This window comes from Neobacillus kokaensis, assembly GCF_014656545.1.
Taxonomy (GTDB): Bacteria; Bacillota; Bacilli; order Bacillales; family Cytobacillaceae; genus Neobacillus; species Neobacillus kokaensis.
This window is the reverse complement of sequence record NZ_BNDS01000004.1, coordinates 209,316-223,980: the sequence shown is the minus strand read 5'-3', so window position 1 is coordinate 223,980 and position 14,665 is coordinate 209,316. Positions and strand designations below refer to the sequence as shown.

The 14,665-nt window shown below is 39.4% G+C and carries 8 protein-coding genes; 4 read left to right on the top strand and 4 right to left on the bottom strand.

What is annotated here, in order from left to right:
- Positions 1-20: 20 nt before the first annotated feature.
- The 4 genes from IE222_RS07210 (at position 21) to IE222_RS07195 (ending at position 8,185) form a co-directional block, all read left to right on the top strand.
- Entirely contained in the window at positions 21-2,708 is a 2,688-nt protein-coding gene (locus IE222_RS07210; protein ID WP_191271221.1) for a glycoside hydrolase family 84 protein, read from the top strand.
- A gap of 405 nt (positions 2,709-3,113) precedes the next feature.
- Positions 3,114-5,420, top strand: a complete 2,307-nt coding sequence (locus IE222_RS07205) for an ABC transporter ATP-binding protein (RefSeq protein ID WP_223282611.1) — start codon at positions 3,114-3,116, stop codon at positions 5,418-5,420.
- 1 nt (position 5,421) lies between these two features.
- Positions 5,422-5,976 carry a DUF1854 domain-containing protein gene (locus IE222_RS07200; RefSeq protein ID WP_191271217.1) on the top strand — a complete coding sequence of 185 codons (555 nt, stop codon included), beginning with the start codon at positions 5,422-5,424 and terminating at the stop codon, positions 5,974-5,976.
- A 22-nt stretch (positions 5,977-5,998) separates the two neighbouring features.
- Complete coding sequence (locus tag IE222_RS07195; RefSeq protein WP_191271215.1) at positions 5,999-8,185, top strand: ABC transporter ATP-binding protein; 2,187 nt, start codon at positions 5,999-6,001, stop codon at positions 8,183-8,185.
- A gap of 80 nt (positions 8,186-8,265) precedes the next feature.
- On the opposite strand, the gene IE222_RS07190 is transcribed toward IE222_RS07195, so the two are convergent.
- From IE222_RS07190 to IE222_RS07175, 4 genes are all read right to left on the bottom strand, one after another.
- Entirely contained in the window at positions 8,266-9,840 is a 1,575-nt protein-coding gene (locus IE222_RS07190) for an extracellular solute-binding protein (RefSeq protein ID WP_191271213.1), read from the bottom strand.
- 21 nt (positions 9,841-9,861) lie between these two features.
- Entirely contained in the window at positions 9,862-10,749 is an 888-nt protein-coding gene (locus tag IE222_RS07185; protein ID WP_223282610.1) for a carbohydrate ABC transporter permease, read from the bottom strand.
- Between the two features lie 13 nt (positions 10,750-10,762).
- A complete protein-coding gene (locus IE222_RS07180) occupies positions 10,763-11,713 on the bottom strand; it encodes an ABC transporter permease (protein ID WP_191271282.1) in 951 nt (316 codons plus the stop codon).
- Positions 11,714-12,009: 296 nt separating this feature from the next.
- A complete protein-coding gene (locus IE222_RS07175; protein WP_191271205.1) occupies positions 12,010-14,253 on the bottom strand; it encodes an AraC family transcriptional regulator in 2,244 nt (747 codons plus the stop codon).
- Positions 14,254-14,665: the final 412 nt, after the last annotated feature.

The window sequence follows — 14,665 nt, the reverse complement described above, 5'->3', positions numbered from 1 at the left end:
TTAAAAGGGAGTGAATACTTATGAAAAAGAAACGTATAGTTCTTATTACGAAAAGGCTTCTGATGTTCTGCCTCGGGTTTATACTATTCCTGCCGTCTTTATTTGTATCAAAGGACTCAACTGCTCACGCGACCGCCCCTCTGAATGATACAATCAATATTTTTCCAACTCCGCAGCAATGGGAAGTTAACGGGACAGGATTTCCACTGAACCAAGTTGTTGGGTTGATGGTTGGAGATAAAACTGATCCGTATGCTATTAAAGAAGTTATTAAAACCTTACGTGCTCATGGTGTGAATCAAATTGTTCAGAGACATGAAGCTGAAAAAGCACCGGATACGCCTGTCACCATTGTAATTGGCGGCCCATCTGAAAACTCCGCATCAGTTGATGCCTTGAAAGCTCTTGGCGTCAAAGGACCAGAAGGATTAAAGAAAGAAGGCTATGTACTGGCCACAGGACATGCAGACGGTCATAAGACGATTGTCCTTGCCGGCAAGGATGCGGCAGGTACCTTTTATGCTGCCATGAGCTTCCAACAAATCATTCAGAAGCGTTCAGGACAGGATTGGATTCCGAGTATTGAGATTCGCGATTGGCCGCAAATGGAGCTCCGTGGTTCCGTTGAAGGATTCTATGGAGTGCAATGGACCCATGAAGAGCGTCTAGATCAATTGGACTTTTATGGGCAGAAAAAAATAAATCAATATGTTTATGCACCGAAAGATGATCCCTATCACCGGCATCAATGGCGGGAACCCTATCCAAAGGAAGACATTAAGAGACTAAAAGAATTATTAGATAGAGCCAACCAAAATCATGTAGAGTTTGTATTTGCTGTTTCACCTGGTGCCAGTATCTGTCACTCGGGGGATAGCGATTTTCAGGCTCTGATTGATAAAATGCAAACCGTTTATGATATTGGGGTACGGTCATTTGCCTTGTTCTACGATGATATTAGTAAAGACTTACATTGTACTCAAGATAAAGAAAAGTTTGCTGATGATCCAAGTCCTTTCGCAGCGGCTCAAGCCTATTTACTTAACAGATTTAATAAGGAATTTATTAAAACACACGAAGGAACAGCTCGTTTAATTACAGTTCCTACAGATTATACAGGAACTGGAACCAATACGTATAAAGAGCGTTTCGGAGATCTAGTTGATTCCGATGTGATTTTCTATTGGACAGGAACAGATGTTGCGTCCCCTACAATTACAGGTGAACAGACAGAGAAAATCTCAGATATATTTAAGCACGATATATTAATTTGGGATAACTATACAGCACATGATTATAATATCAACGATTTAATCACTAGCCCGCTAACAGGAAGAAGTGCTGATTTATCAGATTATGTTATTGGGTTTCATGCAAATCCGATGAGTGGTCAGCCGGAGGCGTCAAAACTAACGCTGTTCACTGCAGCTGATTATATGTGGAACCCTGATGCGTATCATCCCGAGAATTCCTGGTTAAACAGTATAAAAGATTTTGGCGGCGAACATTATAAAACGTTAAAGACCTTCTTGGAAAATACTTATTCTTCAAGGTTTATCCAAGAGGAATCACTAACATTAACCCCTTTAATTAGACAGTTCTGGGAAGAATACGAGAAAGGAAATGCCGAAAAGGCTGCTAGCGACCTTCTAGCTGAATTTGCAAACGTAATTCAAGCACCAAAGGAACTTCGAAGCAGCTTCAATAATAAAAAATTTCTTGTTCAAACCGAACCTTGGCTCCACAAGTTAGAATTGTACGGCCAAGCTGGCCAAATAGCTGTCAATATGCTAATGGCCCAGGCGGAAAACAATGGAAATAAAGCTTGGCAGCAAAGGGTAGCGCTTGAAAAAGCATTTGAAGAAACAGAGGCTATACCTCAAGTAGTGGCAAGGGAAGTAATGACTCCGTTTCTGAAAAAGGCCCTAGAAATGAATGACAAGTGGTTGGGTATCATTAAAACACGTTCAATGGCCTCGTTGGGCATATACAGGAATTATAATATGGAAAATATGATCGACAATAACCCTAATACATGGTATTGGAGTAACCGAGGTGTTAAGGCTGGCGATTATGTAGGAATTGATTTAGGAAGCGTCTTTACAGTCAATAATGTGCAATTATTAATGGGCGCTAAAGCAACATCAAAGGATTATATCCGTCAGGGTATTTTAGAATACTCAACGGACGGCAAGAATTGGTCCACTATCGTGAAAGGTGACAATGAGCTGGAAATCCAAGTCAGTGATTTAAATATTAAGGCGAGATATATAAGATATCGAGCAACTGCGGATCAAACTCAATGGGTGCAGGTCCGTGAGTTTCAAGTCATAAGTGATAAAGGGTCTATTCAAGCAAGCGGGACACCATCTGCTGCTGACCACTCTAAATTGGATTACGCTGTCGATAGTGATGTAACAACAGCCTATGCGGCAGGCTCTATACCTAAACAGGGGGAATCGCTTATCTTTACTCTATCACGTCCAGAAAAGGTGTCAAACATTGTCATATTACAGGATACAGCGTCAGCAGGTAGTGGGAAAATTGAGGTACAAAACGAAGATGGAAATTGGATAACGGTCGGAAGTCTTGCGGATGGTTATACGATCGTTAAGGTTGATAAAACGACGAATCAATTTCGCATTCTTTGGGATGAAAGTCTTACCACACCGATTATCCATGAGGTAATTCCTCAATTTGAGCATTGATACTTAAATTGTTATTTGACTTTCATTTCGGTAACTAGAATAGTAACATCAGAATTTATATAGTGCCTTTCTTATCCTGCTTTTTACGTTGTTCACTTAATTAGCTCGGATAAGGAGGCATTTCTTTTTGTGTTCTCCTAGGCGTGTGTGAAGACACAATGAAGATGGTGTGAAGATAGTGTGAATATTTCGAAAACCGGATCAAATAAATGGATAAAATGAACACTTTCGATATATTGTCTTTTTAAGAGAGTTTATTCCCCCAAGAATTAACAACGATTTATGAAAAAGGAAAAATGAAGGAGGCGGAAAAGTAATAAAAAAAAGCTCATAAATAGGAATTCCAATTCATATCGCTAATGATGTATGTTACACGACTTTTCTTAAAATTCAAATGAGAGGTGCATGATTAAGAAGAATATGAAGACTTTGCCTGAAGAACTAAAAGGTTTCATCAATCAAAGCGGTCTGCAGGAGGAAAAGATTCTTTATTGGGTGAATTGTGATCGTGGTATTGACGGGGGGTTTGTGGATACATACGTAATTCTGACAGAAGAGGCACTCTACCGTCTTTCGAATGGGCAGACATTCCAGCAGGAAAAAACATTCAAAGGCTTTGTTTCTAAAACGGTCAATAAAGATCTGAAACCACTGGAAATGAATCAACTGAAAATCGAGCGCATCGGTATCGATGAGATTCATAGTATTCAAGTTGTAAACCTTATTGCCTCTGGGATGCTGGTTATTAAGGCGCCGAATGAAAGGGCTTTCGCCTCCTTCACCAATGGAAACATGGCTAGGGCGGTCAAACTTGAGTCTATTTTTTCAAAACTTAAGAAAAACGAAAGCATCCAGTTCCAAAAGGAATGGGGAGAGGAGGAAGATGCTGCTGCTTGTCCTCATTGCGGGATGATTTATCCTGAAAAAGGCAGACCTGTCTGCCCCAAATGCCTAAAAAGGCATGCTATATTTACCAGACTGCTGGGATTTGCCCGCAGCTATAAAAAATCAATATTTTTCATTGTTCTTTTAATGCTGCTCAATTCAGCAACAGGACTTGCGATCCCTTATTTTCAAGGGACCATACTGTTCGATCAAGCACTCGGAGGTACCGGGATATTTGCCGGTAAAATTGCGCTTGTCGTTGGAATTATCATTTTTCTTCGTACATTGTCTCTTCTTTTTGGAGCATTATTCGGCACCATGAATGCGAAATTGGCGGCCAATATTGTATTTGATTTAAAAACTAACATCTTTTCTGCCATGCAGCGGCTCTCGTTATCCTTTTTTCAGAAAAAACAAACGGGCCAGCTAATGACAAGGGTAAATAATGATGCGAATGAATTGCAGCATTTTTTCATTGATGGCATTCCTTATTTTATTGTGAATGCAATGAACATTGTCGGGATTACGATTATTCTGCTGATCATGGATTGGAAGCTGACCCTTATTTGTTTATTGCCGATGCCCTTTGTGATTTTGTTGATTCGCTGGGTCTTTCCGAAGTTATGGCGATTGGGATGGAGAAGACATCGGCGTGTCAGTATCTTGAACTCAATCATAAGTGATACTGTTCAAAGTGCAAGAATTGTGAAGGCGTTTGGGAAGGAAAGTGTAGAAATAGACCGTTTCCAAAAGGCGAATCTCACATTTTCTGATGTGGAACAAAAATTTAATAAAATGAACAGTACAATCTTTCCAATTATTAACTTGATTACACAAATCGGGGGTATTTTGATTTGGGCTTTTGGCGGCTGGCGTGTCATGCATGGGGATTTATCCTTTGGTGAAATCATGTCGTTCGTTACATATATCTACATGCTGTTCGGCCCTATTCAATTTATGAATAACATAGCCGGCTGGTGGTCCAACTGTATGTCAGCCGCACAGCGGATTTTCGAAGTCCAAGATGCTGTTCCAGATGTTTCCGAAAAAGAGGATGCGGTCCATCTGGAGAAGATGAGGGGGGAAATTCGGGCTTCACATGTTGGTTTTTGTTATGAGCCGAATAAACCGATTTTAAAAGACGTTTCATTGCATGCAAAGCCTGGTCAAATGATTGGGGTCGTCGGTCCATCGGGGGCGGGTAAATCCACGCTTGTGAACTTGATTTCACGGCTTTATGACGTAACGGATGGCGAAATTCTATTGGATGGAATCAATGTCAAAGACCTGACTGCTGAATCGCTGCGAAAGCATATCGGAATTGTTTCGCAGGAGGTGTATGTGTTTATGGGGACCGTTGCGGAAAACATTGCTTATGGTAATCCAGAGTGTTCTGTAGAAGAGATTATCTATGCTGCGAAAATTGCCAATGCCCATGATTTTATTGAAAAACTTCCAGACGGTTACGATACGATGATTGGTACCGGCGGCTATAGTTTATCTGGTGGTGAAAAACAGCGTATTTCCATAGCCCGAGCCGTTCTGCATGACCCGAACATCCTAATTCTCGATGAAGCGACTGCGTCGCTGGACACGGAAACAGAGCTGCAAATTCAGGAAGCGCTGGAGTCGCTCGTCCACGGAAGAACCACCATAGCGATTGCCCATAGATTATCCACCTTACGTAATGCTCATTATCTATATGTATTGGATCAGGGGAAGGTAGTTGAAGAGGGCACGCATGAAGAGCTTATGAAATTGAATGGTATGTACAAAGGCATGGTGCAAAAACATGAGGATGCTTTAAAGATGAAAGAGGTGATCTAACATGGTAAAGGTAGAGAGTACGCTTTGCTCTCAGGAGATAGTCGAAAAGAAAACAGACCTATCTGAGGCCGCACGAATTCATTATTTAACCCCAGAAAATACAGAATTTGCGTTAACAGAGGGAAAGCTGCTTTCAGTGCGGGTTGACGGGGAGCTGTATCCGGTCGTTTATCTGCATTGCTCCTTTCCGCACTCCAATAAACGGATGTTTATTTCTGTTCGAACGAGTGAAAATCAGGAAGTTGGGATGGTCAAATCACTCGATGAGTTTCCAGTGGATATAGTGAGGCTCCTGGATGAACAGATCCATATGAGATATTTCGCACCGATTATAACTAAGGTGATCAACATTCATGAAGAATTTGGTTATTCTTATTGGGAAGCAGAAACCACTGCTGGGCATCTTCAATTTACAGTCCGGAGAGGCGGCGGCAATGTGAAAATGGTTTCTTCTGTCAAGGTCTTGATTACAGATTTGGATGGAAATCGTTTTCTCATTGAAGATGTCAACCAGTTAAGTGAAAAAGAATATCGAATGGTTGAAATGAGCTTGTAATGAATTAAAAAGGAAGGCTGTTATGAATTTAAATTATGAACTTTCAGAACAGGATCAACTTGCCGCTCGTCTTGCAGTAGGGGAAAGGATACACTATTGTGTTCCAGCCGACCTTTCGCTTGAGGGGAAAAGGACCTTGGGGTATTTTGTCGTTGGTAAGGAGAAATGGGCTTATATTCAAAATGGAGAGCTGATTGAAAGCTGCCGAATTGCAGATGCCTGCGATTATAACGTTGTTCCGTTAATCGGTAACGCCATTCTTGAAGCGACGCAAGACCATACAAAACGTTTGATAGTAAGAATATCTATGCAGCATGTGGCCAGGTTTGCTTATATCGCTCAAATCTTAAACTACATGGCTGAAGGCAGCAAAATACGAATCTATAATAATGAAACGGAAATGGTTTGTCCTCGTTGCGGAGGCGGTCTTTTACCAGGTACACGGCTTTGTCCTAAATGTATGAATAAAGCAGCCGTTTTAAAGCGGCTTTTAGATGTTTCAAAATCACATTGGAAGAAACTTTCCTTAGGTCTTTTTATTCTCTTTCTCACGCTGGTTGTTGCTTTAACCGGGCCGTATTTCCAGAAGCTTCTCGTCAACTCATCCCTGCAGCCGCAGCCAGGGGAAAGTCCTAGTCTGTCATTGTTTTTTCTTGCAATATTTGGAATGCTTTTTGGGCTTGCTGCGGGAGAACTTCTTAATGTAGCGAAGGGACGAGTGATGGCAACGGTCAGCTCGACCATTGCGGCTGATTTGCGAAAGCTTGTGTATGATAAAATTCAAAGCCTGTCGCTCGGATTTTTGACATCCCAGCGTGCAGGCGACCTGATGAATCGAATCATGGCCGACACAGGAAGAATTCAGCATCTTATTCAAGAAATTTTTACAACCGCTATTTACCAATTCATTATGTTAGTATCGGTTACGTTCCTATTATTAAATACAGACTGGAAATTGGCATTAATCGTGTTGGTTCCGGCCCCGCTTGTGGCTTATTTGCAAATTACTATTTGGAGACGCGTGTTAAACAGGCTGTTTCGAAAGCAGTGGCAGGTTAACGATAAAGCCAATTCCTATTTGCATGATGTCCTCAGCGGTATCCGGGTCGTCAAAATGTTTGGCAAAGAAAGCCGCGAGATTAAGAGATTTCGCCAATATAATAGTGAATATGCTGCCGCAGCGGTTCATGCTGAGAAGATTTATAGCATATTAGCACCTGTTTCTACCTATTTACTTCAACTTGGTACCTATTTTGTTTTATTAGTTGGGTGTCATATGATTTTAAAGGGGACGTTAAACTTGGGGGAACTCGTCCAATTTACTGGCTATGCCAGTATGATATTTGGTCCCCTGGCATGGTTAATGAATATGCCCAGATGGATTGCAAATGCGGTCATAGCCATTGACCGGGTATTTTCTGTCATCGACGAAGAGCCAGAAATCCTTGATACAAAACATTCCGTGAAACACTCCATCCATGGGAATGTTCAATTTTGTGGCGTTACCTTCGGATATAAGTCTTATGAGCCAGTTTTAAAAAATCTTAATTTTGAAATCAAGCCAGGGGAAATGATTGGACTTGTGGGGCATTCTGGCTCAGGTAAATCGACCCTAATTAATTTAGTTTCACGTTTCTATGATGTGAATGAAGGGGAAATATTAATTGATGGAATGGATATAAGAAAAATCCAGCAGGAGGATTTACGATCACAAATTGGCGTCGTGCTGCAGGAAACCTTACTATTCAGTGGTTCGATCATTGAGAATATCCGTTATTCTAAGCCAGAGGCAACCATGGAAGAGGTAATTCAGGCTGCTAAAATTGCCAATGCACATGATTTTATCATCCAGCTTCCTGATGGATACGATACGAAACTCGAGGAGAATGGCAATAATTTATCGGGTGGGGAACGGCAGCGGATTACCATTGCAAGGGCTGTCCTGCATAATCCACGTATCTTAATTTTGGATGAAGCGACAGCCTCCCTTGATATTGATACAGAGTCTGTTATACAGGAGGCTCTGCAGCGGATTATGAAAAGCCGCACAACAATTGCCATCGCCCATCGGCTTTCCACTCTAAGAAATGCTGACCGGCTCCTTGTATTAGAGAAGGGGAAAATTGCTGAAATCGGCACCCATAGAGAACTGATGCAAAGAAAAGGCATCTATTACAATTTAACTATGGCTCAGCGAAATATTGGGTAAGAAAACAAGGGACGGTTCTTCAGCTTCCTTTACTTAGGTAAAGGAGAGAAGACCGTCCCTTCTTTCACGTATGCCTCATCTTATTGGGCTTCGAATTGATCGTAATTTTTTTGGTAAATGTCGATAAATTCTTTTAAGCCCATGTCATTTAATTTCTTTAAGTAATCGTCCCATTCCTTGTCAATATTCCCGTTAATGATCCATTGGGCTTGTTTTTTATTAACAAATTCAAGGATGTCTGTTGTTAGCGTATTTAACTTTTGTGTATCCTCTAACGAGAAGAATAAATCAGGATAGGTTGTCTTTTTCAAATATGGTTTATAGATTTCCATATATTCAAGTCTAGTAGAGTCCTTTTCATTCGGTTTAATTTTTTCCATCGTTTCTGGTAAAAGGGCTCTGGCAGACGAGAAACAAGGTGCTTCCGTACATCTGAATTCATCGAAGGATTTACCATCTTTGGATTCCAGATATTCATAGGTTCCATCAGAATTTTTCTTGATATTATAATCAAACGGTCCAAATGTCCATTGGATGGAATTCTCTTCTGAATACAATTCGTCAATCCAACGCATGGTCACCTCTGGGTGTTTATTGGCTGAGGTAATCGCAAAGGCGCCTTTTGCCATCGCGATTTCATCTTCTTCTCTCCATTGCTGAATGCCAGTAGGTCCTTTTAAAGGAGGAACAGGAACATATTGTTTAGCATAGTCAGGTCCAATGACATTGGGTGCAATAAATCCTGAAAAAGCTCCATATTTTGGCGAATCCTTTCCGCGTCCTTTTGAAAAGTACACAGAAATATCGTGCGTCAATGCCTCAGGATCAATTAAACCTTGGCTGTACAGCCGATTGAAATACTTCGTTGCCTCTTTAAAACCAGGATCGGTTGCCGTAAAGGATACTTTTCCATCTTTGACGGAAATATGGCTGGACCGGTCAATTTCACCAAATGCTCCATAAATGGAGTAAATGCCATTCCCATAATTACCATACAGAAAACTATATGGAATGATGTTAGGATCTTTTGCTTTAAATGCCTTTAGCACGTTTTCAAATTCATCTGTTGTTTTGGGAACCTCCAGCCCTAGTTCGTCTAACCAAACTTTATTAATAAACAATACATCTGGAAGGGCATTTGCCGGTTCGGCATGAACCATTGGTATGGAATAAATATTTCCATCCGGAGCCGTGATTTTCTTTTTGATATCGGGATATTTGTCTAAGATATTCTTAATGTTTGGTGCGTAATCGTTAATCATATCTTGCAGCGGAATTAACATGCCTTGTGTGCCATATTGGATTAAATCCGTTGAACTTAAGCTTCCGCTTCCAAAAAAGGCGTCTGGCAGATCACCGCTGGCAAACATTAAATTTTTCTTTTCCAGGTAGCCTTGGGAAGAGGCATCCCAATTAATATGGACATTCGTTTTTTTCTCGAAATCCTTTACAACTTGCAATTCTTCCGTAGCCTTTTGCTGCTGTGGTGTCTTTGCTGTCACAAATTTAAGGGTGATTTTTTTATCTACAATCGGCAAACCCGTTTTATTAAAATCGTTAGTCCCTTCCTTTGCCTTGTTACTCGCTTCATTGCTTGTACAACCTGATACAATCAACATCAAAACCATGAATAGTAATAAAACTGCTTTTTTCATGTGCTTTTCCCCCTTTATTTATTACTCTTTGATCGAACCAATCATAACGCCCTTAACAAAGTATTTTTGTATAAATGGATACAAGACTAATACAGGTATGCTAGCTACAATGATTGCCCCATATTTCATAATTTCAGCGTAATCCTTCAGTTCAGAATCTGAAGAAAGCATCATTGTATCTCCTTGTGCTTCATTCATAATTAATATTTCTCTCAACACAATTTGGAGAGGAAACAAGTTTTCATCTCGTAAATAAATGAGTGCTTGAAAATACGAATTCCAATGTGCAACAGCACTAAATAAGGCTATGACAGCAATAATAGGCACCGATAATGGGAGGACGATTTTTAAGAAAAACTTTGTTGTGGAACATCCATCTACCTGTGCTGCTTCCAACAGTCCCTTTGGAATCGTTGTTTGAAAAAAGGTCCTTGCGATAATGATGTTAAATGCCGAAACGGCATTTGGTATGACTTGGGACCAGATGGTATTCACCATACCTAATTCCTTCACCAATAAATAGGAGGGAATAATGCCGCCGCCAAAAAACATCGTAAACACGATGAAGAACATAATCATATTGCGGCCGACTAAATCACTTCTTGAAAGGGCATAGCCTGCTGTAAGAGTGAGACTAAGATTTATTGCTGTACCAATTACAGCATAGAATAAGGAATTCCGATAGCCCATCCAAATTTTATCGTATTCAAAGATCCGTAAATACCCTTCTAGTGTGAAGCCTTTAGGAAACAGCCAAACACTGCCGCTGTTCACTGCGTAGGGGTCACTAAACGATGAAATCACAATGATATACAGTGGATAAAGTGCAGCTAAAACAATGAGTGACATGAGGCTGTAGTTAAAAACATCAAATATTCGATCTGCCTTGCTTTTTTTTATGGTATTCAAGTGTCTCACCCCCTTAAAACAGGCTAGTTTGCTTCATTTTCTTGGCAAATTGGTTCATGGCTATTAATAGTACAAAGTTAATGATGGCATTAAACAATCCCACTGCGGTTGCATAGCTGTACTGAGCATTTAAAAGCCCCGTTTTGTACACATATGTTTGAATCACTTCAGAGGAATCAATATTTAAAGCATTTTGCATTAAGTAAACCTTTTCAAATCCAAGCGCCATGAAATTGCCTACATCTAGAATTAACAGGATCATAATGGTAGGCATAATCGCTGGAAGATCAATATGCACAATTCTTTGAAACTTGCTGGCACCATCCATAATTGCCGCTTCATGAAGCTCCGGACTGACTGATGAGAGGGCGGCTAAATAGATAATCATTGACCAGCCGGCATTTTGCCAGATACCTGAAAAGACAAAGGTCGATTTAAACCAGCCTGGCTCCCCCATGAAGAAAATTGGCTCTATTCCTAAAAAACCTAAAATGTTATTTAATAATCCATTCATTGGCGATAGGAATAAATACAGCATTCCAACAATGACCACAACAGAGATAAAGTGAGGCGCATAGGTAATGGTTTGAACCATTCTCCGAAACTTTGTGCTGCCGATCTGATTTAATAACAATGCCAGTATGATCGGAATTGGAAACGCTAGCAGCAGCTGATACAAATTAATCAACAAGGTGTTCTTTAGAACGGTTAGAAATTGATAGGAAGCAAAGAAGCGTTCAAAGTGTTCAAAACCAACCCATGGACTTTCTAAAATCCCTTTTATAGGAAGGTAATTCTTAAAGGCAATTTGCATCCCATACATGGGAAGGTAATGGAAAATGGTGAAATATAATAAGGTTGGTAAAAGAAACAAATAAAGTTCATAGTTTGTTATAATTCTTTTCCATAAAGATCCCAGCCTTCCTCTTTTAGGGTCAATGACCGTTTTTGTAGGCGCTATCATTTCTGTGGACTTTTTTACTTGCAAATGGTGTCACCTCCTTAAATTATTGTTTTCACTATAGCTTGTTTTAAGGATCTGCGTAAATATGCCAAATGTACACATGGTATGCAGATTATTCACTTTATTTAGAATATTGGTATTAATGGGTTTTACTCTATGTTCTTTAAAAATATAAGACAATTCGCATATTCGTTTTCACGACAAATAAGGTTCAATAAGAAAGAAAAAGCACTCAATGCCAGTTTGCATCGAGTGCTTTGAATGGTAGGGTGCATTCATTGAGATGGTAGATGGAATTACTCAGCTTTTCTTTTGATTAGACTCATTTTACGAAATTCTCCGGGTGTAATTTTCATTTCATTTTTAAACTTGCGAATAAAGCTAGATACATCATGGTACCCAACTTCCTGTACTAATTCCTTTAGAGAGATATCACTGGTTTCCAGCAATTTCTTGGCATGCTCAATCCGGCAATAGCTCAAATAATCGGTAATCGTCTGCCCTGTCTGCTGCTTAAAGTAACGTTTTAAATAGGCTTGTGATACGGATAAAGCATCGGCCATTCCTTCTACCGAAAATTGATGATCCTGGTAGTTATTGTGGATGTATGCGATGGCCTTTTCGCTTAAACCCTTTTCCGAGGTAGGCTTTTGATGTTCGCTGGCATTAGATAAACGGGTGCAAATATCATTTACTAATAGTTCGAAGTCCTGTAATGTATCGAACTTGGATAGCTTTTCAATATCAGGATAGCTCACATCGGTAAGGTAGCGCTGTCCTTTCCAACAGGCATTTTTAATGATGCAATTAATGATGTCATAGCAGATACAGCGGACGATATGTAATGGTGGTCTGTTCTTTTCAACCTCTCTATGGATACTTCGGATCATTTCGATGATTTTGACGGTATTTCCTTGGCTGACTAATAAATGTAAGGTTTCTATTTCTTCCTTAGGATACCAATAATCCAATAAATGACTTTCAAGCATCACGTCTTCAAAGAAAATCACCTGGTTCTGCCCCTTAATTAGTTTATAGTCAAGGGCAGTTGACGCTTCCATATAAGACTTACCAATTTTATTTGGATCTTCATAGATGCGCCCTGCACCGACTGTAATATTTTTCTTGTACAGTCCCCAAAGGCTGCTATGGACAAAAAATAAATACTCTTTCAAATGTGGGTCTTCGGTCTCCAATGCACAAATGTACGTTAGTATCCCATCAGTTAATTTCACTTTATGACTTTCAAATCTGCTATTTAATTCATCATTTAGCCATTGCGATATTATGGATTCATTTCCTGTATCCTCATTCTTGATTTCAAAACGAAGCACAAAAAAACGCTTATTTCTAAAAAATAATCCAACTTCTTCTCCACTATGATAAAATTTATCGAGATTCAGCGTTTGTCCTTGCAATAATTCCAATAGCAAATATTCTTTGATTACATGCTGGTTATTTTTCCACTTCTTTTCGATGATTTGCTCCTTCTCATGAATAATGGAGAGGGCATGTAGCATATCATTTACATTTTTAATTGCTTTTCCCAAATGATTTGTTGTGAAAAATAAAACTTTCTGTAATGGTCGATAATTAATATGCATTAGGAAATAAATCACAATGGTGCCCAAGATTATACTAACGATCAATACACTAAGGGCACGTACTTTTACCTGACTGACCTTTTCTAATAACTTGCTCTCTGGCATAATCGTTAAAAACGTCCAGCCCGTATAATTAGATTTCACGCTTGAAAGAATATATGGGGTATTTTGTATTTCCACCGTTTGTGAGCCTGGCTGTGTCCCTTGTATGGATGATAAAAAGGACGGTTCTTTAAGATAATCTCCGTCATATAACGTTGAAAGGGTTTCTCCCTTTTCATTTAAAATAATCGTATTTCCGTCGCCCTTTTCAATGACTCCCTGCTGGAGTTTTTTTACTGTTGCTTCATCAATAATAAAAATAGCTGCTCCATATGGTTTTATCCCATTTGGCGGAAGCGGGACAAGATAGGTAAGGGCACGGTTATTCTTTAAGTAAGGTGACTCTACTTCTTCACTGGGACGAAATACCGGATGCTCTAAATGATCTAGTTCATGACGGAATTGGGACGGGGTCCAATTTTTATAATGATAGATTTTCTCCGTAAATAATGGAATCGAATAGGTGCTTTCAGCTGAATAAATATACTCTCCATCTTTTATATACAGCACGACATTCTGGACAAATTGGTTTGCAACTGTAAAATTTAACAATCTCTTGGCGGCAAAAGCATTATATAAATTTTGTTTTAAATGATATGGTGTCAGCTCCGGATTAGAGGAAATTTCATAGGAGATTGTATTCATTTCCTTCATTTTCATATCGAATGTATCCCGCATTTGTTTTAGTGTCTGCTCTTGTCCCAGCACAATTTCTTCCTTCAATATATGAACAAAATGCTGATAGGAAAACAAGGCAATCACTAAAATGGGAATAATAAGAAGGAGCAAATAAGAAAAAAGATATTTATAAAATAAAGGAATTCTTTCTAGCATATGTGTGTGACACTCCTAAATCAGGTGTATTTTTGGAGTTAAAGCGTGAAGAGTTTAGTTATCATTATGTTGTTGTATGATTTATCAGTATTATTTAAATTATCTAAAATTAATTATATCATTATTCAACTATGAGAAGTAGAGCAAGTTTTAGGTATCAAATCGATCTGCCACTTTTGTTCCAAATTTTGTAGAATAGCAGTGGAATTACGTAGAATTAAGCTTGAATTACGTAGAAAAGATCCTTGATGATGTAGAATAAACAGCTCGAATGAAGAGGGGACCCATATTGTTCCAATTTTTGTAGAATAGCAGTGGAATTACGTAGAATTAAGCTTGGATTACGTAGAAAAGATCCTAGATGATGTAGAATAAGCAGCACGAATGAAGAGGGGACCCATATTGTTCCAAT

Excerpts from the sequence above, each read along its gene's own strand:
- IE222_RS07210 (WP_191271221.1), top strand. The coding sequence starts at position 21 with ATGAAAAAGAAACGTATAGTTCTTATTACGAAAAGGCTTCTGATGTTC.
- IE222_RS07205 (WP_223282611.1), top strand. The coding sequence starts at position 3,114 with ATGATTAAGAAGAATATGAAGACTTTGCCTGAAGAACTAAAAGGTTTC.
- IE222_RS07200 (WP_191271217.1), top strand. The coding sequence starts at position 5,422 with ATGGTAAAGGTAGAGAGTACGCTTTGCTCTCAGGAGATAGTCGAAAAG.
- IE222_RS07195 (WP_191271215.1), top strand. The coding sequence starts at position 5,999 with ATGAATTTAAATTATGAACTTTCAGAACAGGATCAACTTGCCGCTCGT.
- IE222_RS07190 (WP_191271213.1), bottom strand. The coding sequence starts at position 9,840 with ATGAAAAAAGCAGTTTTATTACTATTCATGGTTTTGATGTTGATTGTA.
- IE222_RS07180 (WP_191271282.1), bottom strand. The coding sequence starts at position 11,713 with ATGATAGCGCCTACAAAAACGGTCATTGACCCTAAAAGAGGAAGGCTG.
- IE222_RS07175 (WP_191271205.1), bottom strand. The coding sequence starts at position 14,253 with ATGCTAGAAAGAATTCCTTTATTTTATAAATATCTTTTTTCTTATTTG.